The sequence below is a fragment of the Yoonia sp. MH D7 genome, assembly GCF_054439475.1.
Map to the genome: position 1 here is coordinate 252988 of NZ_JBTJCF010000001.1, position 24910 is coordinate 277897.

A 24910-nucleotide genomic window follows, 5' to 3' on the forward strand; every position below is an offset into this window, starting at 1 on the left:
ACGTGGGGTAAAACCCATTCTCTTTAATACCCTAGCGCGCAACCGTCTTTGCGCGGATCAGAGCCACCCACCAACACGCCGTCATCACGCACTTCAATCGCCTGACCGCCGCCCATGGGCCCGTCAGGAATGACGACAGTGTGGCCCAGATCGGCCAGCTCTTGGCGCACCGCCGGATCATAGCCGCGTTCGACTTTGATCTGCGTCCCCTCGGCAAAGCTACGCGGCGCGTCAATCGCACTTTGCACATCCATGTCAAAATCGGTCAGGTTGCTAACAAACCGCGCATGGCCGCAGGGTTGATACGCCCCCCCCATGACGCCAAAGGGCATATAGGGTTTACCCGCCTTTTTCAGCAGTCCCGGAATGATCGTGTGCATCGGGCGTTTGCCGCCTTTTGCTTCGTTGATATGGCCGTCCTGCAACGTAAAACCGGCGCCGCGGTTCTGGAACAACACTCCGAACTTGTCCGACATGAGCCCCGAACCGAACCCGTGAAATATCGAATAAATCAACGAGACGCACATGCGGTCCTGATCCACGACCGTGATATAAACCGTATCTTTATGAACCGCCTCGGCCCCCGGCAGGTCGGCTGGCATCGCGCGTTTCGGGTTGATCAGGGCGGCCAGTTTGGCGGCGGTATCCGGCGATAAAAGATGCGCTAGGCGGTGGGTGTGATCAGGGTCGGCAATCACGCGGTTACGACAATCATAGGCGAGTTTAGTGGCCTCTGCCTCGATATGCGCACGTTTGGCGCCGAAAGGGTCCATGCTGGCGATATCAAAATGCGACAGGATATTAAGCATCAGATTTGCAGTGGCACCCTGTCCGTTTGGCGGATGTTCCCAGAGGTCCAAGCCGCCATACCCACCCGAGACAGGATCAGTATAGTCGGACCTGCAGGCCGCAAAATCATCCAGCGTATGCACGCCGCCCATGGCATTCAGCGATGCCACCATATCTTGTGCGACGTCGCCTTCGTAAAATCCGCAGCGCCCCTGCATCGCGATCCGGCGTAAGACTTCGGCCTGTTCTGGCGCGCGAAACATTTGTCCCGCAACGGGTGGTGCGCCTTGGATAAGGTATTTGTCGCGGGCGGCACCTTGCAAGGCGCCGGCATCCTGCGCCCAGTCGAAAGCGACGCGCGGTGCGACAGGCACGCCTGCCTGCGCATAATGGATCGCGGGGGCCAGTGATGCTGCGAGGCCCAGTTTGCCAAAGTCGTTTGATAGGGTACAAAATGCGTCAATTGCGCCGGGAATTGTCACGGCTTCGACCCCGCGCAATGGCGCTGTTTTTAGGCCCTTTTCACGCATCATTGCCGCATCAAGACCGGCAGGTGCGCGGCCTGATCCGTTCAGCGCAACGACGCGGTCCTCGCCCGCAGGGGTCATGAGGATAAAGCAATCGCCGCCGATCCCTGTCATTTGTGGTTCGCAAATCCCGAGCAAGACAGCCCCCGCAATGGCGGCGTCGACGGCGTTGCCGCCTGCCTCTAGCATCTGCACAGCGACTTTGGCCGCGAGCGGATGTGAGGTGGCGCACATGCCATTGGTTGCGAATGTAGCTGATCTGCCTGCTGCCTGAAAATCGCGCATTTTTATCCCCTGATAAGGTCTGGTAAAAGCCTAAGGACTTTGGCGCAGAGGGCAATCATAAATTGGGAGATAAGAACCTCGGTGCCCCGCAACTGGGTGGGGGCTAAGTATACAGAGCACCGAGAAAAGCTATGCAGCTATGAAACCTGTTTGCCTTTTGAACAGGGCGGCATGATGATCATAATGTGGTCATATTAAGGCCATTGCATTTTTATACGAATGGACCCTGCTATGCGCGTCAACTATCCCGATTTGAGCCAGACCATTGCTTCACTGACAATGGGTGAAACCGATGTTGTCGCCTTGATGGCGACGGTGGCCTGTGAGGTGCATCATAGCGACGACCGCTTTGACTGGACCGGATTTTATCGTGTGACGGCGCCAGAGATGTTGAAGATCGGGCCTTATCAAGGTGGTCATGGTTGTCTGGTGATCCCGTTTTCGCGGGGCGTTTGTGGTGCTGCGGCGCGGTCGGGTCAGGTGCAGTTGGTTGACGATGTTGAGGCGTTTGCGGGTCATATCGCTTGCGCGTCCAGCACGCGGTCGGAATTGGTGCTGCCTGTGTGGAATAGTGCCGGCATATTGCTGGGTGTGTTTGATATTGATAGCGACCAGCCTGCGGCCTTTACCCAAGAGGATGCGGATCAGATGGACGCGATTTTGAAAGCTGCTTTTGCGGATGCGCAGGTTTGAAAAAAACGCTTTGAGATTTTGCAGGAATCGGTGAGTGTGAAATTAATGAGATAAATTTCACGGATCTGAAATGCCAAACGCTACGCCAGACACTTCGCGCACCTTGGGTGCAGACCTGCGGGTGCTGCGCAAATCGCGCGGGTTGACCCTTGTGGGGATGGCGGATGCTTTGGGTAAATCGGTTGGGTGGATGAGTCAGGTCGAGCGCGATATTTCGACGCCGTCGGTTGATGATCTGCGTGCCATGGCGCGGGTTCTGGATGTGGCGGTGTCCAGTCTGTTTCGCACGGCCTCTGCTGTCGGTGAAGAAGGGTTGATCGTGCGCCGTGGCGCCCGCCGTCCGATCGGGTCACGCGAAGCGGGGCTGGTCGAGGAATTGCTGTCGCCTGATTTGACCGACGATTTCGAGATGGTGCATTCGACGTTTCAGGCCGGTGCGCGGATTGTGGATGCCATTGCGCGCCCCACGCAAGAGGTCGGGTACATTGTGTCGGGTCGCCTGGAGTTGTGGATTGACGAGGTGCATTTCCAACTGGGCGCGGGTGACAGTTTTCGCATACGCGGCGAGCGATATCGCTGGGCCAACCCGCACGCGGTGCCGTGTATTGCGATCTGGGTGATTGCGCCGCCGGTTTACTAACAAATACCTACCTTATCTGCGGGTAAGGTTTTGACATATGAGGGAGCAAGAGCATGGCTGATTTTCCAACGACCGCCCGTGTGGTCATCATTGGTGGCGGGGTTGTGGGGGTCTCGACCTTGTATCATCTGGCCAAGGCTGGCTGGACTGATTGCGTGCTGCTGGAGAAGAACGAGCTGACCGCTGGATCGACGTGGCACGCGGCGGGGAATTGTCCGTCGTTCAGCACATCCTGGGCGATTATGAACATGCAGCGCTATTCCTTAGAGCTATATGCAAGTTTGGCGGACGCGGTTGATTATCCGATGAATTATCATGTCACAGGGTCGGTGCGGTTGGCCCATTCAAAGGAGCGTATGCAGGAGTTCGAGCGTGCGAGGGATATGGCGAATTATCAGGGGCTGAGCGTCGAGATGATGTCGCTCGCGGATATGAAAGAGGCATATCCGTTTTTGGAGACCCATGATCTGGCTGGTGGGTTATGGGATCCTGACGATGGCGATATTGATCCCGCGCAGCTGACGCAGGCATTGGCCAAGGGGGCGCGTGCGTTGGGTGCAAAGATCGAGCGGTTTTGTCCTGCTTTGGGTGTCAGTCGCGAGAATGGCGAATGGATCGTGCATACGGAGAAGGGCGATATTCGCTGTGAAAAGGTGGTGAATGCTGCCGGTTATTATGCCCAGCGTGTTGGTGAGTGGTTCAAGCCGTTTGGCGGTCGCACGGTGCCGATGGCGACCATGTCGCACCAGTATTTTCTGACCGAGGAAATTCCTGCGTTGAAGGAATGGTCCGAGGCGAATGGGCGTAAGGTGCCGCTTTTGCGGGATGTCGATAGTTCGTATTATTTGCGGCAGGATAAGAACGGGTTGAACCTTGGGCCTTACGAGCGGAATTGTAAGGGGCACTGGATGACGCCTGATGATCCGATGCCCGATGATTTCAGCTTTCAGTTATATCCCGACGACCTGGAGCGGTTGGAGTGGTATATCGAGGATGCGATGGCCCGTGTGCCGATTTTGGGAACGGCGGGTGTGGGCCGTGTGATTAACGGGCCGATCCCTTATGCGCCGGATGGTTTGCCGTTGATGGGGCCGATGCCGGGTGTGCCGAATGCCTATGAGGCTTGTGTGTTTACGTTCGGGATTACCCAAGCTGGTGGTGCGGGCAAGGTGATGGCCGAATGGATTACGACAGGTCAGACCGAGTGGGATATGTGGGCTGTCGATCCGCGTCGCTACACCGATTATACCAATCAGGATTATTGTGATCGCAAGGCCCGCGAGGTTTACGGTCACGAATATGCGATGCATTTTCCGCAGCATGAGTGGCCTGCCGCACGCGATAAAAAGCTGTCGCCGGTTGACGAAAAAGTGCGTGCGCTGGGCGGGGTCATGGGGGCGTATAACGGATGGGAGCGCGCAAATTGGTATGCGCAGGCGGGTGATGACACGTCACTTGAGGCGACGTTCACTTGGGACCGGTCCGGTCCGTGGCAGGTGCGTATTCGCGAAGAGTGCGAGGCTGTGCGCGATGCTGTGGGGATTTTGGATCTGCCCGGTTTTTCGCGGTATAAGCTGGACGGAGAGGGGGCCGCGCAATTTTTGCGTGATAACGGCACGGGCGGCATTCCCAAGGTCGGGCGCATCGGGTTGATTTATTTTGCCGATACGCGTGGGCGGATTGTGACGGAAGTGTCTGCCATGCGTCTGGCTGACGACACCTTCTTTCTTATTACCGCGGCTACGGCGCAGTGGCATGATCTTGAGTTTCTCAAATCGCGGATGCCGAAGGATGCAAGGTTTACGATCACCGACGTGACCACGCAGTTTAGTTGCCAGATTTTAACGGGGCCAAAGGCGCGGGATGTGCTGGCTGATTGTTCTGATGCGGACTTGTCGTTTGGTTGGTTGACCCATCAATCGGCGCGGATTGACGGTATCTGGGTGCAGCTGGTGCGGGTGTCTTTTGCAGGCGAACTGGGCTGGGAAATCCATTCGAAGGTTGAGAATACGCCTGCGGTTTATGATGCTGTGATGGCCGCAGGGAGTGTGCATGGGTTGAAGCCGTTTGGCATGTATGCGCTGAATTCCTTGCGGATCGAAAAAGGGTATCGTGCGTGGAAGGGCGATTTATCGACCGATTACACCTTGTTGCAGGGGGGGCTTGCGCGGTTTGTAAAGTTCGACAAAGGTGACTTTCCAGGCAAGGCGGCATTGTTGGCCGAGCAGCAGCAGGGCGTTACCAAACAGTTTGTGACCTTGACCCTTGATCGGGTGCCAGCGGCCGACGCGCCTTATATGTCGACGATCATCCATGACGGTAAAGTAGTGGGCGAAACCACATCTGGGGCATTTGGCTACCGCGTGAATAAATCAGTAGCGCTGGGCATGGTGCGCCCTGATCTGGCGGTTGAAGGCACCAAGGTCAGCGTCCGTATTTACGGTGAAGATGTGCCCGCAACGGTGCAGGCTGACGCGCCATTGTGGGACCCTGAAAACAAGAGGATTCGCGCATGACTGTTCCTTCACACGCCCGCGTCGTTATTATCGGCGGCGGTGTTATTGGTTGCTCTGTGGCGTATCATTTGGCGAAACTGGGTTGGAAAGACGTGGTTTTACTGGAGCGTAAACAGCTGACGTCCGGCACAACATGGCATGCCGCAGGGCTAATTGCGCAGCTACGCGCCACGGCGAATATGACGAAACTGGCGAAATATAGTCAGGAACTATATGGGAATTTGGAGGCTGAGACAGGTGTTGCGACCGGATTTAAACGGGTCGGGTCGATCACGGCTGCGCTGACTGACGAGCGGAAAGAAGAGATTTTCAGGCAGGCGGGGATGGCCCGTGCGTTTGGTGTCGAGGTCGAGGAGATCAGCCCAGCCGAGGTGAAAGAGCGTTACGCGCATCTGAATATCGACGGCGTCACGGCGGGTGTTTATTTGCCGCGCGACGGGCAGGGTGATCCTGCCAATATCGCGCTGGCGCTGGCGAAAGGTGCGCGGCAAAACGGAGCGCGTGTCATCGAGCGCACGGCCGTGACCAAGATCAATCGTAACGCGCGGCGGGTGACATCGGTGGAGTGGAATAACGGCACCGAGACGGGGCAAATCGACTGCGATATAGTGGTGAATTGTGCTGGTATGTGGGGGCATGAGGTGGGCCGCATGGCGGGCGTGAACGTGCCGTTACATGCTTGTGAACACTTTTATATTGTGACCGAGCCGATTGCGGGGCTGACACAGATGCCTGTGCTGCGGGTGCCGGACGAATGTGCGTATTACAAGGAAGATGCGGGCAAGATTTTATTGGGCGCATTTGAGCCACTTGCGAAACCTTGGGCGATGAACGGTATCCCTGCAGATTTCGAGTTCGATCAATTACCTGAGGATTTCGACCACTTTGAGCCGATTTTGGAACAAGCGGTGAACCGGATGCCGATACTGGCAGATGCAGGAATTCATACGTTCTTTAACGGTCCGGAAAGCTTTACCCCTGATGATGCCTATCATCTGGGGCTTGCGCCCGAGATGGATAATGTGTGGGTTGCGGCGGGGTTTAACTCGATCGGGATCCAGTCGGCAGGTGGCGCGGGTATGGCGCTGGCGCAATGGATGGATGCGGGGGAAAAGCCGTTTGATTTGGGCGATGTTGACATCAGTCGCATGCAGCCTTTTCAGGGCAATAGGCATTATTTGTTCGAGCGGTCAAAAGAGACGCTTGGGCTGCTATACGCCGATCATTTTCCGTATCGCCAGAAAGCGACTGCGCGTGGGGTCAGGCGCACGCCGTTCCATGCGCAATTGGTGGCGCAGGGTGCTGTCATGGGTGAGTTGGCAGGTTGGGAGCGGGCCAATTGGTTCGCAGAGGCGGAGCAGGAGCCCGCCTATGAGTATTCGTGGAAGCGGCAAAATTTCTTTGGCAATGTAGCGTCCGAGCTGGCCGCAGCGCGCAGCAATGTCGGCATGTATGATATGTCGTCGTTCGGCAAAATTCGTGTGGAAGGGCGCGATGCGACTGCGTTCATGAATTATGTAGGCGGCGGGCAATATGATGTGCCTGTGGGCAAAATTGTATATACGCAGTTTTTGAATTCTCGTGCGGGGATCGAGGCCGATGTGACCGTGACCCGTCTGTCCGAAACTGCGTATCTGGTGGTCACGCCTGCGGCGACGCGGTTGGCTGACGAGGTTTGGATGCGGCGCAATGTGGGTGCGTTCAATGTTGTGATTACTGATGTGACAGCGGGCGAGGCGGTGCTGGCTGTGATGGGGCCAAATGCGCGTAAATTGTTGCAAGCGGTGTCGCCGAATGATTTTTCCAACGCGGTCAATCCGTTTGGCACAGCGCAGGAGATTGAATTGGGGTTCGGGTTGGCGCGGGTGCACCGTGTGACCTATGTGGGCGAGCTGGGTTGGGAGATTTATGTGTCGAGCGATATGGCCGCGCATGCGTTTGAGGTGTTGTTCGCGGCAGGGCAGCAGATGGGTGCGAAGCTATGCGGGATGCATATGATGGATGCGGGCCGGATTGAAAAAGGGTTCCGGCATTTTGGCCATGATATTACCTGTGAGGATCATGTTTTAGAGGCGGGGTTGGGCTTTGCAGTAAAGGCCGAAAAGCCTGATTTCATTGGCCGCGATGCGGTGTTGCGCAAAAAAGAAGTGGGGCTGTCAAAGCGGTTGGTGCAGTTTAAGTTGACCGATGCGGAGCCTTTACTTTATCACAATGAACCTGTGATGCGTGACGGGCAGGTGGTCAGTTACCTGACATCTGGTGTCTATGGTCATCATCTGGGGGCGGCGATGGGGATGGGCTATATCCCTTGCGAGGGCGAGAGTGCGGCACAGGTTCTGGCGTCGGATTACGAGATTGACGTGATGGGTGTGCGGGTTAGGGCGGAGGTGTCTCTCAAGCCGTTTTATGACCCGACGGGGGAACGGGTAAAGGCGTGATTATGTAAGGTGGTTGCGCGTTATGCGGTCAAAGTATGGCTTTTGCAGAGCGTGAGCTGTGGCCTCATCGGGTGATCAAAATCGTCTCTTGACGACGTGGTCATCACGAGCCGTTTCATGGCAGATTGTGATTTGACGTTTTGGGGGACTTTTAAGGTGATGATCTCAGTGAGGCACAGCGTTTCAAGGGCAAAATGCTAGACGGTAGATATCACTTTTCTGGGGTATCCGTGCCCCCAATATGCTGGATCAGGCAGGCAGTGAAGCCGATGCATTGCGGTGAGTGTGACAGGTCAACTGTGCAAAAGGTGAAGCGGTGGCGGTGTTCTTTGGCGCTAAAAGCATCGCTTTGAGCGCGTATTTAAGGGTTTTCCAGAAACTTTCTGACCTGCGGGTTCGCGTTGATTACGGCACAGGTGGGGTGGTCGTCATCTTGTTATGAAGAGATTATCAGACGCTCGGTTGTGAGCCGGGAATTCCGCGCGATAAGGTCTATGATTAGTTAACATCGGTTTTGGTGAGCGCCACCTTCCGCCGGTCAAGCCAAGCGGAAGGTGGGTGATGTGGGCCTACTCTTTAGGGCCGAGTGCGTTCAAACCTTTTAGAATATCAATGGCATAGGCCAGTTGGTAGTCGTCAAGGCGTAGGGCGGCCGCGGCTTCGGCGCGCGCGCGGTCTTCTTCGATCAAAAGGATTTCGTCTTCGGTCAGGCTGTCGTTATTGAGCGATCCGCGCAGGTCGGCTTCGGTCCGCAACTTTGGCGCGTCTTCTTCCGCGCCTTCGACTGCAGGGGTCGGGCGGGGCTGTTCAACAATGATGTCGGGCGAAATACCCAGCGCCTGGATCGAGCGGCCCGAGGGCGTGTAATAGCGCGCGGTGGTCAGGCGCATCGCGCCTTCGCCTTGCAATGGAACCACGGTTTGCACCGACCCTTTGCCAAATGATTTGGTGCCAACAACGATTGCGCGGCGGTGGTCTTGTAATGCGCCTGCCACGATTTCGGAGGCGGAGGCCGAGCCGCCGTTGATCAGCACCACGATTGGTTTGCCTTCGGCCAGATCGCCAAGCTCGGCGTTGAACCGGTCGCTATCGCTTTCTTCGCGCCCGCGTGTGGATACGATTTCGCCTGCGTCGAGGAAGGCGTCGGAGACGTAGATTGCCTGGTTCAGCAGGCCGCCTGGATTGTTGCGCAGGTCAAGCACGATGCCGTCGACATTTTCCATGCCGCCTGCTTCTGCGACTTGTTCTTTCAAGCCTGCCTCAAGATCGGGGAAGGTTTGGTCGCTGAATGTCGCGATGCGCAGGACAACGGCGTTGCCTTCGGTCCGGCTACGCACGGCGGTCAGTTTAATGGTGTCGCGGATGATCGAGACGTCAAACGGTTCAACCTCGCCTTCGCGCACCACGGTGATGATGATTTCAGAGCCGACAGGGCCGCGCATCAGATCGACTGCTTCGTCGAGGGTCAGTCCCAGCACATTTTCGCCATCAACGGCTGTGATGAAGTCGCCGGCCAGCATGCCAGCGGCGTCGGCGGGGGTGCCGTCCATCGGTGACACCACTTTGACCCAGCCGTCTTCTTGCGTCACTTCGATGCCGAGGCCGCCGAATTCGCCGCGTGTCTGGGTGCGCATTTCAGCGGCATCGTCGGCAGACAGGTAGCTGGAGTGCGGATCAAGCGAGGTCAACATGCCGTTGATCGCGGCCTGAATCAGGTCTTTTTCGTTGACCTCTTCGACATAGCCGCTGCGGATGCGTTCAAAGATATCGCCGAATAGATCAAGCTGTTCGTAGACGCTTGCACTGTTTTGCGCATCCTGGGCAAGCAAGGGCCCTGCAATCTGGGTCGTGGTAATCAGACCAAGAATTGTTCCGGTGGCAGCGGCGGTGATCAGCTTTTTCATATACAGTTGTCCTAATTGGCGTCCAGAATGAACCAGTCGACTGGGTTTACGGGACTTTGCCCTTCTCTGACCTCAAGATAAAGGGTTTGTGACGCGACAGCACCCGAGTTTGCGCCATTTTGGGTCAATATTTCGCGAGCGCTCGGCACTTCTCCGCCCAGAAGGCCGATTGGCGAGCCTTCGGGGATGACTTGGCCTGCTTCGCCGAACACCTCTTCCAGTCCTGCGATCACGAATAAGACGTCGGCAGCGGGTTCTAGAATGATGACATTGCCATAGTCCAGAAGCGGCCCGCGGAACAGGATTGTCGCGGCGGCGGGCGAGGTCACCAGGGCGCGCGGGCGGGCGGCAACGATCACGCCGGGGCGCGAAATACCCGCTGCATCAGGCGTGTTATAGGCCCGCAAGAGTTGGCCTTGCACTGGCATCTGCAATGCGCCTTTTTGGTCCATCGCGTCGACGGGGCTATCGCCATCGGCGAATGCATCAATCAATCCGCTGGAAAAGGCTTCTAATGTTTCGGTGCTGGCCAGCAAAAGTGCGGTTTGGATCGGGTCTTCGGTAAAGCGCAGGGGCAGGTTTGTGCGGTCGGAAATCGCGGCTGATAGTGCGGCGCGGGCGGCCTGTGCGCCGTCCAGCCCCTCTTGCAGTTTTGCCGCTGCGTTTTCTTGCAGGCCGCGCAGTAGCGCCACTTCTTCGAGTTTTGTGCGTAGCACGTTTACTTCGCCCTGAATGGCGGGGGCTACGTCGGCGACCATCATACCGCCGCGCGCGGTGCCTGTCGGGCCGCTGGGGTGCAGCAACAATAGCGGCGTGGGCGCGCGGCCCATGGTTTGCAAAACGCCAAGCAGGCGGCCCACCTCTTCTGATTTGGCCGCGAGTTCGGCCTCGACTGTTTTTTGGCGGATCGCGGCGCGGCGCAGTCCTTCGCGCATCGCGATCAGACCGTCCTCGTAGGCCTGCACGGTTTCGGTCAAAGCTGAGACGCGGTCGCGTGCGCTTTGCGCGGCGGTCAGGCTTTCGCCTGCGATGGCCAGCCGTTCAGCCGCGGCAATCGCTGCGTCACCAGAGCTTTGTGCGGCGGCGGTGCCGGCGGTCAGGATGAGGCAAACAAGGAGGCGGATCATTTGTCTATCAAGGTCCGTCCGGTCATCTCTGGGGGCAATGCGAGCCCCATCAAGTCGAGTATTGTTGGTGCAAGATCGGCCAGTCGCCCGTCATGTAATGTCGCACCCGCAGGTCCGCCGACCAAGGCCACAGGCACCGGGTTCAGGGTGTGTGCGGTGTGCGGACCTCCTGTCACGGGGTCGATCATTGTTTCGCAATTACCGTGATCTGCGGTGATGATCATGGCGCCGCCTGCGGCCTTTAGAGCGTGCAGAACCTCGCCCAAGCCACGATCCACGGCCTCGCAGGCGGCGATCCCTGCGTTCAGGTCACCAGTGTGACCCACCATATCGGGGTTTGCGTAATTGGTGACAATCAAGTCATAGCCCGCGCCAATTGCCTCGACAAAAGCAGCGGTCACTTGTGCGGATGACATTTCGGGTTGCAGGTCATAGGTCGCCACTTTTGGCGATTGGGGCATGAAGCGATCTTCGCCGATGGATGGCACTTCGATACCGCCGTTGAGGAAAAATGTGACATGGGGATATTTTTCGGTCTCAGCGAGGCGGAACTGGCGCAAGCCGTGCTTGGCCACCCATGCGCCTAGGGTACTGGGGATGTCACGCTTGGGGAAGACGGTCTGGAACCATGTGTCATGGGCGTCGGAGTAGCTGACCATGCCCAGACGTGCGGCGAGTTTGGGTGCGTCACGGACAAACCCGGTAAAAGCAGGGTCAACGATTGCGGCTAAGATCTCGCGGGCGCGATCAGAGCGGAAATTCAGGCAAAACAGGCCGTCCCCTGTTTTCATGCCCGTATAGCCGGCGATGATCGTGGCGGGAACGAACTCGTCCGTTTGGCCTGCGGCATATGCGGTGTCAATGACAGCCTGTGGGTCAGTGCCGATGGGGCCGGCGGCGCGGACCATTGCATCATAGGCGGTCTGCACGCGTTCCCAACGATTGTCGCGGTCCATGGCGTAATACCGGCCGGTGACCGTGACGATTTTGACTGCGGGAGGCAGGGCGTCTGATAGCGCCTGCAAATAGATACTGGCGCTTTTAGGGGCGACGTCGCGCCCGTCCGTCATGGCATGTAACACTGTAGGGATGCCCGCTGCATCGAGCGCGTGCGCGGCTGCGACGATATGCGTTAAATGGCCGTGCACACCGCCGTCGGATACGATGCCCATCAGATGCGCCACACCGCCGGAGGCTTTCATGGCAGCAATAAATGATAGTAACGGCGCAGCGGTTGCAAAGCTGCCATCTTCTATTGCCAAATCAATCTGGCCCAGATCCATCGCCACGACGCGGCCTGCGCCAATATTGGTATGACCGACCTCGGAATTGCCCATCTGGCCTTTTGGCAGGCCTGCATCATTGCCATGGGTCAACAGCTTGGCGTGTGGTCCTGTCATGATTGCGTCAAAATTCGGCGTTTTTGCAAGGAGAGGCGCGTTGCCAACCGGATCATCGCGCAGACCCCATCCGTCAAGGATGCACAAAACAACGGGCCTCACTGCGGTCATAATAAAACTCTCCAAAATACGTATTTCCGACCTACCCCATATCAGGCAGACACGGAACAGCAACTTTCTATGTCCAATCTAACTCCCGCCGGAGGCTAGACCCGATGATAAGGCCCGCCCGACAGGATTGAAGCCGCACGGTATAATTGTTCTGCCAACATCACACGCACCAACATATGCGGCCAGACCATTTTGCCGAATGAAAGCGATGCATCGGCGCGGTCGCGTAGGGTGGGGTTAATCCCATCTGCACCGCCTATCACAAATGCCACGTCTTGGCGGCCTTGGTCGCGCCAATTTCCCAGCGTTTGTGCGAATTGTGGCGAAGATTGCAACTGTCCGCGTTCGTCCAAGGTGCAAATCAACGATCCCGCAGGAATGGCGCGTTCCAACAGCGTGGCCTCGGCGGGCATGCCGCCGCCTTTTTTGTCTTCTACCTCAATCAATTGCGCAGGTCCAAGCGCAAGTGCGCGGCCCGTGCGATCAAAGCGGGTGAGGTAGTCGTCATATAAATCGCGCTCCGGTCCTTTTCGCAAACGACCAACAGCGCAGATATGAACACGCATTATGTGTCAGATGTGGGGGCTTCATGTGCGTCAGCGGAGGGCGTCATGCCGGGCTGCCACATCTTTTCGAGCTGGTAGAATTCGCGCACTTCGGGGCGGAACACATGCACGATCACATCGCCGGTATCGACCAGAACCCAGTCGCCTGTGGTGCGGCCTTCGACTTTGCAGACCACGCCGAATTCTGCTTTCAGGCGGTCGACCAGTTTTTCGGAGATCGCCGTGACCTGACGGGTCGAGCGACCCGACGCGATGACCATGTGGTCGGCCATGGACGATTTTCCGGCAAGGCTGATTTGAACGATATCCTCGCCTTTGTCATCATCAAGGGATTTCAAAACAGCGGCCAAGATGTTTTCGCTGGTTGCAGTGGTACGTGTGGTCATAAGGGCGGATCCTGTAGGGGCCGCAAAACGGCCATGAATATCGGGCCAGTTTGCTGGCGAAAGAGCTATTGCGCCAGTTTTAGCACCAAACGCAAGTCTTGATGTAAAGTAACAAGGGTGGAAGGTAATTTCAACACAGAGGGTTGGGACAATGCAGCGAAGTTGTCAGGTCGGGACCATTCCTAAGCAATAATGTGTGAATGCCCGTGCGGAGGGGCCGCTATTGACGTGTTGGTGCCATCACTTTTGCAATATTGGCTTTTGTTGTCAGGAGCGCAGTTTCAACCGGTTCTTTCATGTCTGTAAAGCGAGTTGATGGCATTGGAACCGAAATTGCATGGAGCGTTCCGCTCCAATCCTTGAATGCAAAACCGATCGCAGAGATGCCTGCGGAATGTGCGTCGATGTCGTAGGCCAGTCCGGTTTGTTGGATGTCGCGTAATTTTAGGAGGATGGCGTTGAGATCACCGCGTGTCCCGTTGCGTTTCCATTCTGCTTCTATCAGTTTGATTGCTCCGGGTTGGGGCAGTTCAGCAAGGCAGGACAATCCGTTCGCGGTCGTTGTTAGTGGGAATGTCTCGTCAACGCGGGATATGGTCGTTAGGCGGTGGGTGCCGGGGACCTGATCAAGGAAGGTCATGCCGATCCCGCCCAACACGCTGAGATCAGCGGTTTCACCGGTTTTTCGGGTGAGTTCCGTTAAGAATTGGCGGCAGTGTTCGACAACACTATACTGCGCCGCGCCCGCGAGCGCGCTTAGTTCCGGGCCAAGGCAAAGGCCGGGACCTTTCGGGTCACTGATCACAAATCCTTCATCCATCAGCGCACCTGCGATTCGTTGTACCGTAGAGCGGGCCAAGCCTGTTTGCAGTGCGATTTGCCCAAGTGTCATGCCGGTTTGTGAATCTCGCAGTATGCGTAAAACCGCCGCTGCGCGCGCGATAACCTGAATGCCTGACTTGCTACTTTTATCTATAATATCAGTCACTTGAATAATCCTCGATGTAAATAAGCCCTATTGACGGTAATGTAGCTGCATTTTTATCGTATCGCAATACGATACAGGATTGTCGCATTGCGATTATTTTATTGACCGTGAAGCGTGGCATGTGCATCACTAAAATGGACAGGTGGGAGGAACCACTCTGACATTTTGAATGCACCAACGCCGGATTTCGGTGAAAAAAGGAGACGTACCTGATGGTAAAAGTCCGCGGAATCGAATTCCAAGCAAACCTAGATAACGACATGGGTTTGGAGTTTTATAACCTGAGCCACCGCTTTGGGTTTCAGAACCCGAACTGGCCTTATTTTCAGGATACCAAGATCGAGCGTATCCACTACATGGCAAAATCCGGTGTGCTGAGCCAGCGCATCACGACGACCATGCACGCGACCACCCACATCGATGCGCCGGCGCATGTTGTTCAGGGTACACCGTTTATTGACGAGGTGCCGTTGCCGCATTTCTTTGGGACCGGCATTGTTGTGTCGTTGCCCAAAAAGAAGTGGGAGCCGATCACAGGGGAAGATCTTGAGAAGGCCTGCGGCCATGTCATTCGCAAGAATGATGTGTTGATTATCAACACCGGCTGGCACCATGATTACGAAGATGGCGACTACTTTGCTTATTGCCCCGGATTTGTGGCATCGGCGGGCGAGTGGATGGTCGAGAAGGGTGTGAAGGTTGTCGGCCACGATACGCAGGCCAACGACCACCCACTTGCGACGGCCATTGGTCCGCAGCGTAATGGTCCGCTTTTGCCGCACCTTGAAGCGGAATATAAAGAGTGGTCCGGCGGGAATGACTGGAAAGACGATTTCCCTGATTGGGAGCCTGTGCACCAGATCCTGTTCAAAGCCGGTATTCTTGGAATCGAGAACGTTGGTGGCGACCTTGATGCGGTGACCGGCAAGCGTTGTACATTCGCATTCTTCCCTTGGAACTGGGATCGCGGTGATGGCTGCATCATTCGCTTGGTCGCAATGATCGATAAATCCCAAGAGTTCCGCATCGACGACGGCGCTGAATTCTAAACTCTCTTGTCTGGTCGCAGGGCGAACCTGCGGCCAGAATTCTGTTTTTCGAGAGGTCTTGCTATGCATGTAAAACGTTTCCAAGATGCCCAACCCTACGAAGCTCCGAACCATTTCGGTTGCCATGGCTTGCGCCTGCAAGGATTTGAAGAGGGTGGTCCGACAAACCAGTGGATCGGCTTCAGCCAGTTTCTGCCCGATGGTGGCGCCGGTCCTGACGCGACCCCGTTCGAGAAGGTCTATGTTGTCCTTGAAGGCGAGATGACTGTCATCGTTGACGGCGAAGAGACGGTGCTGCGCAAGCACGACAGTTGCACCATTCCCGCCCATGAGATTCGCAAAATCGAGAACCGTAGCAACGACGTTTGCAAGATGCTGGTTGTTATTCCTTACCCACCGGAGGTCGCGAAATGACTGACTTGAACGTGATGAGAAACCCTCTGTCGTTGTTTGACGTGTCGGGCAATGTTGCCTTGATCACTGGCGCATCCGGCGCCTTTGGGATGGTGGCGGCGCGTATTTTGGCAGGTGCTGGCTGTAAGCTGGTATTGGTTGCTGGCAATCAGTCGGCACTGGACGAGATTAGCACGGAGTGCCGCGAGATGGGTGCGGATGTGACTGCCATCAACGCGCGTCCAATTGATGAAGATGCCTGCAATGGCTTGGTTGAGGCGGCTGTGAACGCTTACGGTGCGCTGGATATTCTGGTCGTGGCATCGGGAATGAACAAGATTGCTTTGGTCAATGACATGGCACCCGAGACGTTTCAGGCTGTCATGGATGCCAACGTGACGCAAAGTTGGCTTTTGGCCCGCGCCGCCGCAGCGCAGATGAAGATCCAGCAGAGCGGTAAGATCGTGCTTGTGTCGTCTGCGCGCGGTCTGCTTGGGCATCCAGCCGGATATTCGGCCTATTGCGCGTCAAAGGCTGCGACAGACGGCATTACCAAGGCGTTAGGGTGCGAGCTTGGCAAGGAGGGGATCACGGTGAATGCGATTGCGCCCACTGTGTTCCGCTCGCCACTGACCGCGTGGATGTTCGAGGATAATCCCGAGGCCAAGAAGGTGCGCGACGGGTTCCTTGCGCGTGTGCCTGTGGGCCGATTGGGCGAGCCGGAAGATCTGGCAGGACCGTTGTTGTTCCTCGCCTCCAAGGCTTCAAATTTCTATACCGGGCATATTTTATATGCTGACGGTGGCTATACGGCAGGATAAGATTATGACTGCGAAAAACCGCCAGATTGCTGTGATCGGTGCTGGCCTTATGGGGCATGGCATTGCGTTGACCATGGCGCGGGCAGGGCAATATGTGACGATCACGGACCCGACGATTGAAGCCCGTGCGACTGTGTCTGCACGCATCATTGCGAGCCTGACGGCGATGGGCGAGACGTCTGAAAGCATCGCAAAGATTTTGAAAAAGATCGAGATTTGCGACAAGACTGAAACGGCCGTGCGTCGCGCGGAGGTCGTTTTTGAAGCGGCCCCCGAAAAGATGGCGCTAAAGCAGAAGATTTTTGCAGAGATTGAAGCGTGTGCGCCTGAAACTTGTATTCTGGCGTCAAATACATCTGTGATGCCGATTACTGAAATCATGCAAAATTTGCGGTTGAAGAACCGCGCGATCGGCACTCATTGGTGGAATCCGCCGCATTTGATCCCGCTGGTCGAGGTTGTGAAGACCCAATGGACGGACGACGCGGTTGCGCAGGACATGATGGGGCTGCTTGCGGATGCGGGTAAGACGCCGGTTCTGGTGGCGAAAGATGTCCCTGGATTTATTGGCAACCGCTTGCAGCACGCGCTTTGGCGCGAGGCGATCAGTCTTGTCGAGAACGGAATTTGCGATGCAGAGGCCGTGGATACAGTGATCAAAGCCAGTTTTGGTCGCAGACTATCGGTGCTTGGTCCGCTGGAAAATGCTGATTTGGTGGGCACGGATTTGACGCTGGATATTCACGACAATGTTCTGGCCGATCTGGAAAGCCGTAAAGGCCCATCCCCCTATTTGAAGAAGCTGGTCGAGGAGGGCCGCTTGGGCATGAAATCGGGGGAAGGGTTTCGCAAATGGACGCCAGAGGAGGCAGATGCTGTGCGCACGCGCGTGGCGCGACATCTGACCCGACTGGACGGGATTTTGAACGATTAAACAGTAGCCCGATCATGTGATCGGGTCAGGGAGGAAGCTATGACTTTTAAGATGAAGAACACTTCACGCCGCAGGTTTTTGTCAACGGGCGCAATGGCGCTTGCCGCGCCTGCGATCCTGAGCGGCACCCGCGCTTATGCGCAGACGCCAACTTTGCGTGTTGGGCATGTCAGCCCGCGCACCGGTCCCTTGGCGAACTTTGCCGAAGCCGATGATTATGTACTGTCTGCGATCCAACAAAAGTTGTCGGCAGGCATCGAGAACAACGGCAAGACGTGGAATATCGAAATTATTTCCAAGGACAGCCAGTCGAATTCTAACCGCGCTGCGGAAGTGGCGGCCGACCTTATCCTTGGTGATGAGGTTGATATTATTGTTGCGGCGTCGACACCTGACACCGTGAACCCTGTTGCCGATCAGGCCGAGATCAACGACGTGCCGTGCATCACGACAGATTGCCCTTGGCAGCCTTATTTCTTTGGTCGTAATGGCGTTCCTGGTGAAGGCTTTCAAAGCACCTACCATTTCTTTTGGGGCCTTGAAGACGTTATTGGCACTTTCCTAGATATGTGGGGACCGACTGGAATTTCCAAGACTGTTGGCGGCTTGTTCCCCAACGATGCGGATGGCAATGCGTGGGGTGATCCGGTCAACGGGTTGCCAACACCGCTTGCTGATGCGGGTTATACACTGACTGATCCAGGACGTTATCAGCCATTGTCGGATGATTTTTCAAACCAGATTGCAGCGTTCAAAGCGGCAGGTTGCGAGATCGTCACAGGCAACATGATCCCGCCTGACTTTGCGACGTTCTGGGCGCAGGCCGCACAGCAGGGGTTCGCGCCAAAAATCGTGACAATCGGCAAGGCGCTGCTGTTCCCGTCGGTCATTGAATCACTGGGAGAGCGTGGCAACGGGTTGAGTTCCGAGGTTTGGTGGTCGCCGAACCATCCGTTCTCGTCGTCGTTGACGGGCGCAAGTTCAAAGGAGCTGGCCGAAGGGTATACTGCTGAAACGGGTCGTCCGTGGACGCAGCCTATCGGGTTCAAACACGCGTTGTTTGAGGTTGTTGCTGATGTGATTGCACGCGCTGATGATCTGGAAGACCCGTCGTCGATTGTGTCGGCGATTGCGGCGACGAACCTGAACACGATCACAGGCAATGTGAACTGGTCCAATGGTCCGATTAACAATGTTACCAAAACGCCGCTTGTTGCGGGGCAATGGCAAAAAGAAGGCGATGTGTTCGATCTGAAGATCGTCGCGAACTCGGCTGCACCTGACATCCCGCTGACTGGCGAGATGAAGTTGCTTGGATAACCTCCCATTGGTGGCGTGATTTGGTTGCGCCACCAACCTAATTTTGAGGATGCTATGGCCACGTTTCTGAAGCTTGAAAATTTAGCAAAATCATTTGGTGCCGTCACGGTGTCGGACGATTTGTCATATGAATTGGCGCGCGGCGAGGCGCTGGGCATCATTGGCCCCAATGGTGCTGGCAAGACGTCGATGTTTAACCTGATTACAGGAACACTTAGCCCTGATGCGGGTCGGGTGTTTTTTGATGGCAAGGATGTCACCAAACTATCCGCAGCACAAAGGTGTCGTGCTGGCATGGCCCGTTCTTTTCAAGTGCCGCAACCGTTCTCGGGGATGACCGTTTTCGAGAATGCGATGATTGCGGCGACCCAAGCGGCAGGCTTGCGCGGGAACAAGGCCGAACAGTTTTGTCTGGAAATACTTGACCAGACCGGATTATTGCCGAAAGCCAATACGTTGGCGGGAGGTCTGACACTATTGGAGCGTAAGCGCCTTGAGTTGACCCGCGCGCTATGTGCCAAACCAAAGTTGCTGATGCTGGATGAAATTGCGGGCGGATTGACGGAAGCAGAGTGCACGTCGCTGGTCCAGACGATCAAGGACATTCACGCCTCTGGTGTGTCGATTATCTGGATCGAGCATGTGGTGCATGCCTTGATGGCGGTGGTTGACCGGCTGATCGTCATAGATTTTGGCGAAATGGTTGCGGAGGGCGCACCCGCTGCGACAATGGCGAGCCCGATCGTGCAGGAAATTTATCTGGGGATTGATGTTGATGCGTAACCCTATGTTGTCGATCACAGGATTGAACGCACATTATCGCGATTTTCAGGCGCTTTACGGTGTAGATATGGTGTTAGAACAAGGCGAGGTGCTGGCGATTGTTGGCGCGAATGGTGCTGGCAAGACCACTTTGATGCGGTCGATTTCCGGTCTGTTGCAAAACGGTGCGGGGCAGATTGCCTATCGCGGTGCCGATATTGGCGGGCTTCGGGCAGATCAGGTTGCAGGGACTGGTATAGCGCTCGTCCCTGAGGGGCGGCAATTGTTCCCGTCACTGTCGGTGGAAGAGAACCTGTTAATCGGGGGGCAGATCGGCCGCAAAGGTCCTTGGGATTTGAATGCGGTTTTCAAGCTGTTTCCGATTTTACACGAACGGCGTGCAGTGCCGTCTACATCACTGTCGGGCGGGCAGCAGCAGATGGTGGCCATCGGGCGGGCGTTGATGTCCAACCCCGATCTGATCTTGTTTGACGAAATCAGTCTTGGACTTGCGCCGATCATCATCAAGGACATTTACGAAGCTCTTCCCGGAATTGTTGGCGAGGGTATGAGTGCCATGATCGTCGAGCAGGATATTTCGAAAGCGCTGGCCGTGTCGTCGCGGGTTTATTGTCTGCAAGAAGGGCGGGTCACGTTGGAAGGGCCGTCGAACACAGTTTCGCGTGAGGCAATCTCCCACGCATATTTTGGGATCGCTTGATATGGAATGGTTAAATGCAGTGGTGCAAGGCACTTTGCTGGGGGGGCTTTACGCGCTTTTTGCAGCGGGGCTTTCGCTTATTTTTGGCGTGATGCGGTTGGTGAATATTGCGCATGGTGATTTGATTGTGTTGGCAGCCTATCTGGGGCTGACGGTGACCACCGTGCTGGGCATGCATCCGCTTCTGGCGATGCTGCTGGTGGTGCCAATGATGGGCGTGTTCGGGTATTTTTTGCAGCGCGGTATTTTAAACCAGACGCTTGGTGATGATCTGTTACCGCCGCTTTTGGTGACGTTCGGTTTGTCGGTGATTATTCAGAACGGCCTGCTGGAAGTCTATAGCGCAGATCCGCAAAAACTAAGTGCAGGCGCACTTGAGACGGCATCGATGTCGGTTGGGGGGCTATCTCTTGGCGTGTTGCCGGTGTTGACGTTTGGCGTGGCGGTTGCGGTGATTTGGGGGCTGCAATGGATGTTCTACCATACCGCATTGGGCCGTGCGTTTCGTGCCGTGTCTGACAACCAGGACATTGCGCAGCTGATGGGACTGAACAAGCGTCATATTTTCGGACTGGCAATGGCGCTCGCGCTGGCAGTCACCGCAATTGGCGGCATTCTTTTGGGCATTCGCACCAGTTTTGATCCCTCTGTGGGTGGCGGGCGTCTGATTTTTGGGTTCGAGGCGGTGATTATTGGCGGTCTTGGCAATTTATGGGGCACATTGGCGGGCGGCGTGATTTTGGGCGTGGCGCAGACCGTGGGTGCCAAGATTGATCCCGGATGGCAAATTCTGGCAGGACATATCGTGTTTCTGGTGATCCTTGCCGTGCGCCCCAATGGTCTGTTTCCAAGGATTGCAGCATGAGTATTTACGTCACAAGAACCTCGCGGGCAGCACAGATTGCGGCCGTGGTCGGGGCCATCATTCTGGTGATTTTGATTGCAGCCCCGTGGTGGGCCGGGCGGGCGGATATGCGGTTGATGGGCGAGATTTTTCTTTATCTCGCGCTGGCCTCGCTGTGGAACTTTATGGCGGGATATGCCGGATTGGTCTCGGTCGGCCAGCAAGCTTATGTGGGTTTTGGCGGCTATATGTTGTTCACACTGACGATGTTTGCGGGGTTCTCGCCGGTGTTGGCTATTGCTCTGGCGGGCGTTCTGGGCGGGCTGATTGCGATCCCGACGGCCACGTTGATTTTCCGGCTGAGAGGCGCCTATTTTGCAATCGGGACATGGGTAGTGGCCGAGGTTTTCCGTCTGTCATTTGCACAGATGAGCGCGCTAGGCGGTGGGTCCGGGTCGTCGTTGCCCGTTGATATCGTGCGATCATTGTCGGAAACGCGTGATGGTCGCGAAGCGTTAAGCTATTGGATGGCGCTGGGCATCGCGGTTGTTGTTATTGCGGCAGTTTATCTGTTTCTGCGGTCTCGCGGAGGGCTTGCGCTGACGGCTATTCGCGATAATGAGCTGGCGGCGGGCTCGCTAGGGATTGATATTTTTCGCACGAAATTTGTTGTTTACGTTGCCACTGCGGCCCTGACGTCGATGGTCGGTGCGCTGATCTTTCTACAAAAGCTGCGGATTTCGCCAGATGCGGCGTTTAGCGTGAATGACTGGACCGCCTTTGTCATTTTCATTGTTGTGATCGGTGGCATCGGGACGGTCGAGGGGCCGATTATTGGCACGTTGATTTTCTTTTTGCTGCGCGAAACGCTAGCTGATTTGGGCACGACATACCTGATCGTGCTGGGGCTTGTGGCGATCGTGATCATGCTAAAGGCGCCCAAAGGCATCTGGGGTTTGATCCGCGCCCGTTACGATCTGCAACTTTTTCCGTTGGGCTACCGCGTTCAACATCATCAAGATAAGAAAGGGCCCTAAAACATGGCACGTCAAAAGAAAACGATTATCACTTGCGCCATAACGGGGGCTATTCACACGCCCACTATGTCCGCCGCGTTGCCCTATACTTACGACGATATTACGGCCCAAGCGGTCGATGCCGCAGAGGCTGGCGCGTCGATTTTGCACTTGCATGCGCGCAATCCGAAAGATGGATCGCCTTCGGTTGCCATTGAAGATTTCCAGCCGTTTCTGCCGCGCATCAAACAGGCGACAGATGGGGTTCTGAACATCTCGACTGGGGGGTCTTTGACTTTATCTATTCAGGATCGGATCAATCCTGCAAAGACGTTTTCGCCAGAGATGTGTTCGATGAACATGGGGTCGATGAATTTCTCATTTCATCCGCTTGCGGGGCGTTACAAGGACGAAGATTGGAAGTTTGACTGGGAAAAGGACTATGTTCAGAATTCTGACGGCAATATTTTCCGCAATACGTTCCGCGATATCAAAGAAGCCGCCGACACATTGGCCCCGCATAACATCAAGTTCGAGCATGAATGTTATGATGTCGGGCATTTGTATAATCTGAAGTTTTGCATGGATATCGGGCTTTTCAAGGCGCCGGTCTTCATCCAGTTCATCTTTGGTATTCTGGGCGGCATCGGGCCGGAAATTGATAACCTCGTGTTCATGAAACGCACGGCAGATCGTCTGTTTGGTGATGATTATCGTTGGTCGGTACTGGGTGCCGGTGGCGCGCAAATCGGGCTTGCTACGACTGCCAGCCAGATGGGCGGCAATGTGCGTGTTGGTTTGGAAGACAGTCTGCTGATCTCGCGCGGCAAGCTGGCCGAAAGTAACGCTGATCAAGTGCGCAAAATTCGCCGTATCGTTGAGGATCTAGGTTGCGAAGTGGCGACCCCTGACGAGGCGCGCGAAATGCTTGATTTGAAGGGCGGCGATAAAGTCGCGTTCTAGTTGTAGCTGGCGTTTACCGCAACGCGGCTGCTTGTGACCTGATACAATAGTTTTCTTCCGGTTCATTCGGACCCATAGCCCTGACACCTATGACATATTTTTGCTGGAAAATTACATGGCATCAAATTCCGTGACACGTTTTGCACGTCATTCGCATCGTTGGATTGGTGCGGTTTTGGCGCTATTTCTCTTGACGGTTTCTGTCACCGGCGTGGCGTTGATCTGGAAAGATAGCTATTTGGGGTTGGTTTTTGCGCAGCCGGAGCATCAATTTGATGTGGCGGCTGTGATCGGAATGGCGGAGGCGGCAGAGGTGGCGTTTGGCGCGGAAGGTATCGCCGTCGCGCAGTTTAACGAGGCCACGCATTTGACGCGGGTGATATTGCGTGACGGGCAGGCGGCCTATCTGGGTGTCGATGGCGCCGTGCTGGATGTTTGGTCGGCAAATGGGCGCCCTGAAGAGTGGGTCCTTGATCTGCATCACCGGTTCTTATCGGGCACCCGTGGATTGTATGTGGCGGGCGGTGTGGGTATCGCGGCGCTGATTGCTATTGGTTTGGGACTGATTGCGTATTGGCCCACGCGACGTGCCTGGCGGCAGGGGATGCACCTGCGCAGCGGGGCGCGTGTGCATTTACAGCTGGCGCATCGCAATAGCGGGGTTGTTTTAGCGCTTCCGCTGGCTGTGTTAGTTTTATCGGGCGTGTTTTTGACGTTCCCGACGATATCGCGCGAATTGCTGATTTGGGGTCAAGGTGCCGACACCTATGGCGAGACCTTTGGCGATGGTGTGGACGATTTGGAAGGGCCGGCGCAGGCCACGTGGCCGCGGGCCATTGAGCGCGCGGTGTCCGTGTTTCCTGATGCGCAAATTACGGGGCTAACCTGGCCTAATGGCGGCAATGAGCGGGTGATCCATCTGCGCACAGCGTCCGAGTGGAATGTGGAAGGCAACAGCAGTGTGCAAATAACCGCGTCTGACGGTTATATGGATTTGCGCATTGCGGCGCAGGATTACCTTGCGGGTGAGCGTTTTTACAATCTGATGGGTGCGCTACATACATCGCAATTGGGCGGGCTGATTTACCAAGTTATGCAGACGGTGGTGGGGTTGGGTCTAGCGTGGCTGGCAGTGCTTGGCTTGGCGGCGTTTATGCGTAAGCCACTTGGCTGATATGTCCGTCTTGAAGCGGGCTGCCAGATAAGGCACAGTCGGTGAATGGTCCGTAAATCGCGAAACTTTCACTACCTGCTGCACGCTGCGGATTTGGTCGAACAACATCTGCGACAGCAGTTGGCCCCGCTTGGTATTGGGCCGCGGCAGGCCCGCATTCTGGATGCGATTGCGATGTTGGAGCCGGTGTCACAGGTGCGTTTGGCGCGTGCGTTCTCAGTCACACCTGCGAGCATTAGCACGATGACGGGGCGATTGTTGACGGCGGGGTTGATTGCGCGTGAAACGAACCCCGATCAACCCAAAAGTAATCTAGTGCGGCTCACTGATTTGGGCCGCGAGCACATCAGTCGCATCAATGACATTTGGAGCGAAATCGACGCTATGATTGTTGCGAAAATTGGCGAGGCGGAGACAGAGATTCTCACGCGGGTGACGCATAAATTGCGCAATGAAATGGGAGGTGTGAGCCCTAGAGATAGCTAGTTCCGGTCCAATGACAAATTATCCGCGTTTGCTCTCGGGGTGACTTTATAAATAATC

At 55.9% G+C, this 24910-nt stretch carries 23 protein-coding genes; 16 read left to right on the forward strand and 7 right to left on the reverse strand.

Features of this window, described 5'->3' with window-relative positions; all coding sequences use genetic code 11:
• Positions 1 to 23: 23 nt before the first annotated feature.
• Positions 24 to 1601 (reverse strand): gamma-glutamyltransferase family protein, encoded by a 1578-nt coding sequence (locus tag ACXLHR_RS01185; protein WP_458789720.1) that lies wholly within the window; start codon positions 1599 to 1601, stop codon positions 24 to 26.
• Positions 1602 to 1832: 231 nt separating this feature from the next.
• Here ACXLHR_RS01185 and ACXLHR_RS01190 point away from each other — a divergent pair, with 231 nt between their 5' ends.
• From ACXLHR_RS01190 to ACXLHR_RS01205, 4 genes are all read left to right on the forward strand, one after another.
• Positions 1833 to 2294 (forward strand): GAF domain-containing protein, encoded by a 462-nt coding sequence (locus ACXLHR_RS01190; protein WP_458789721.1) that lies wholly within the window; start codon positions 1833 to 1835, stop codon positions 2292 to 2294.
• A 70-nt stretch (positions 2295 to 2364) separates the two neighbouring features.
• Positions 2365 to 2934, forward strand: a complete 570-nt coding sequence (locus ACXLHR_RS01195) for a helix-turn-helix domain-containing protein (protein ID WP_458789722.1) — start codon at positions 2365 to 2367, stop codon at positions 2932 to 2934.
• Positions 2935 to 2987: 53 nt separating this feature from the next.
• Positions 2988 to 5450, forward strand: a complete 2463-nt coding sequence (locus ACXLHR_RS01200; protein ID WP_458789723.1) for a GcvT family protein — start codon at positions 2988 to 2990, stop codon at positions 5448 to 5450.
• Entirely contained in the window at positions 5447 to 7888 is a 2442-nt protein-coding gene (locus tag ACXLHR_RS01205) for a GcvT family protein (RefSeq protein WP_458789724.1), read from the forward strand. The genes ACXLHR_RS01200 and ACXLHR_RS01205 overlap by 4 nt, the downstream gene beginning before the upstream one ends.
• A 569-nt stretch (positions 7889 to 8457) precedes the next feature.
• Here the strand turns inward: ACXLHR_RS01205 and ACXLHR_RS01210 are convergent.
• The 6 genes from ACXLHR_RS01210 to ACXLHR_RS01235 form a co-directional block, all read right to left on the reverse strand.
• A complete protein-coding gene (locus tag ACXLHR_RS01210; RefSeq protein ID WP_458789725.1) occupies positions 8458 to 9792 on the reverse strand; it encodes a S41 family peptidase in 1335 nt (444 codons plus the stop codon).
• Between the two features lie 11 nt (positions 9793 to 9803).
• Positions 9804 to 10919, reverse strand: coding sequence for a murein hydrolase activator EnvC family protein (locus ACXLHR_RS01215; protein WP_458789726.1), 1116 nt, complete (start codon positions 10917 to 10919; stop codon positions 9804 to 9806).
• Positions 10916 to 12430 (reverse strand): 2,3-bisphosphoglycerate-independent phosphoglycerate mutase, encoded by a 1515-nt coding sequence (gene gpmI, locus ACXLHR_RS01220; RefSeq protein WP_458789727.1) that lies wholly within the window; start codon positions 12428 to 12430, stop codon positions 10916 to 10918. The genes ACXLHR_RS01215 and gpmI overlap by 4 nt, the downstream gene beginning before the upstream one ends.
• 95 nt (positions 12431 to 12525) lie before the next feature.
• Complete coding sequence (gene rlmH / locus ACXLHR_RS01225; RefSeq protein ID WP_458789728.1) at positions 12526 to 12996, reverse strand: 23S rRNA (pseudouridine(1915)-N(3))-methyltransferase RlmH; 471 nt, start codon at positions 12994 to 12996, stop codon at positions 12526 to 12528.
• Positions 12996 to 13382, reverse strand: coding sequence for a ribosome silencing factor (rsfS, locus tag ACXLHR_RS01230; RefSeq protein WP_458789729.1), 387 nt, complete (start codon positions 13380 to 13382; stop codon positions 12996 to 12998). Before rsfS ends, rlmH begins: the two co-directional genes overlap by 1 nt.
• 220 nt (positions 13383 to 13602) lie before the next feature.
• Positions 13603 to 14370 carry an IclR family transcriptional regulator gene (locus ACXLHR_RS01235; protein ID WP_458789730.1) on the reverse strand — a complete coding sequence of 256 codons (768 nt, stop codon included), beginning with the start codon at positions 14368 to 14370 and terminating at the stop codon, positions 13603 to 13605.
• 212 nt (positions 14371 to 14582) lie between these two features.
• Between ACXLHR_RS01235 and ACXLHR_RS01240 the strand changes: the two genes are divergently transcribed.
• The 12 genes from ACXLHR_RS01240 (at position 14583) to ACXLHR_RS01295 (ending at position 24853) form a co-directional block, all read left to right on the forward strand.
• A complete protein-coding gene (locus ACXLHR_RS01240; RefSeq protein ID WP_458789731.1) occupies positions 14583 to 15419 on the forward strand; it encodes a cyclase family protein in 837 nt (278 codons plus the stop codon).
• A 63-nt stretch (positions 15420 to 15482) separates the two neighbouring features.
• Positions 15483 to 15833 carry a cupin domain-containing protein gene (locus ACXLHR_RS01245; protein WP_458789732.1) on the forward strand — a complete coding sequence of 117 codons (351 nt, stop codon included), beginning with the start codon at positions 15483 to 15485 and terminating at the stop codon, positions 15831 to 15833.
• Positions 15830 to 16633, forward strand: a complete 804-nt coding sequence (locus tag ACXLHR_RS01250; RefSeq protein ID WP_458789733.1) for an SDR family NAD(P)-dependent oxidoreductase — start codon at positions 15830 to 15832, stop codon at positions 16631 to 16633. The genes ACXLHR_RS01245 and ACXLHR_RS01250 overlap by 4 nt, the downstream gene beginning before the upstream one ends.
• Before the next feature lie 4 nt (positions 16634 to 16637).
• Positions 16638 to 17567 carry a 3-hydroxyacyl-CoA dehydrogenase family protein gene (locus ACXLHR_RS01255; protein ID WP_458789734.1) on the forward strand — a complete coding sequence of 310 codons (930 nt, stop codon included), beginning with the start codon at positions 16638 to 16640 and terminating at the stop codon, positions 17565 to 17567.
• A 39-nt stretch (positions 17568 to 17606) separates the two neighbouring features.
• A complete protein-coding gene (locus tag ACXLHR_RS01260; RefSeq protein WP_458789735.1) occupies positions 17607 to 18887 on the forward strand; it encodes an ABC transporter substrate-binding protein in 1281 nt (426 codons plus the stop codon).
• Between the two features lie 54 nt (positions 18888 to 18941).
• Entirely contained in the window at positions 18942 to 19670 is a 729-nt protein-coding gene (locus tag ACXLHR_RS01265; protein WP_458789736.1) for an ABC transporter ATP-binding protein, read from the forward strand.
• Complete coding sequence (locus tag ACXLHR_RS01270; RefSeq protein WP_458789737.1) at positions 19663 to 20370, forward strand: ABC transporter ATP-binding protein; 708 nt, start codon at positions 19663 to 19665, stop codon at positions 20368 to 20370. The genes ACXLHR_RS01265 and ACXLHR_RS01270 overlap by 8 nt, the downstream gene beginning before the upstream one ends.
• A gap of 1 nt (position 20371) precedes the next feature.
• A complete protein-coding gene (locus ACXLHR_RS01275) occupies positions 20372 to 21235 on the forward strand; it encodes a branched-chain amino acid ABC transporter permease (RefSeq protein WP_458789738.1) in 864 nt (287 codons plus the stop codon).
• A complete protein-coding gene (locus ACXLHR_RS01280; RefSeq protein ID WP_458789739.1) occupies positions 21232 to 22251 on the forward strand; it encodes a branched-chain amino acid ABC transporter permease in 1020 nt (339 codons plus the stop codon). Before ACXLHR_RS01275 ends, ACXLHR_RS01280 begins: the two co-directional genes overlap by 4 nt.
• A 3-nt stretch (positions 22252 to 22254) precedes the next feature.
• Positions 22255 to 23193, forward strand: coding sequence for a beta-keto acid cleavage family enzyme (locus ACXLHR_RS01285; RefSeq protein WP_458789740.1), 939 nt, complete (start codon positions 22255 to 22257; stop codon positions 23191 to 23193).
• 130 nt (positions 23194 to 23323) lie between these two features.
• Positions 23324 to 24367 carry a PepSY-associated TM helix domain-containing protein gene (locus ACXLHR_RS01290; protein ID WP_458789741.1) on the forward strand — a complete coding sequence of 348 codons (1044 nt, stop codon included), beginning with the start codon at positions 23324 to 23326 and terminating at the stop codon, positions 24365 to 24367.
• Positions 24368 to 24412: 45 nt separating this feature from the next.
• Positions 24413 to 24853, forward strand: a complete 441-nt coding sequence (locus tag ACXLHR_RS01295) for a MarR family winged helix-turn-helix transcriptional regulator (RefSeq protein ID WP_458789742.1) — start codon at positions 24413 to 24415, stop codon at positions 24851 to 24853.
• The last annotated feature ends 57 nt before the right edge of the window (positions 24854 to 24910 follow it).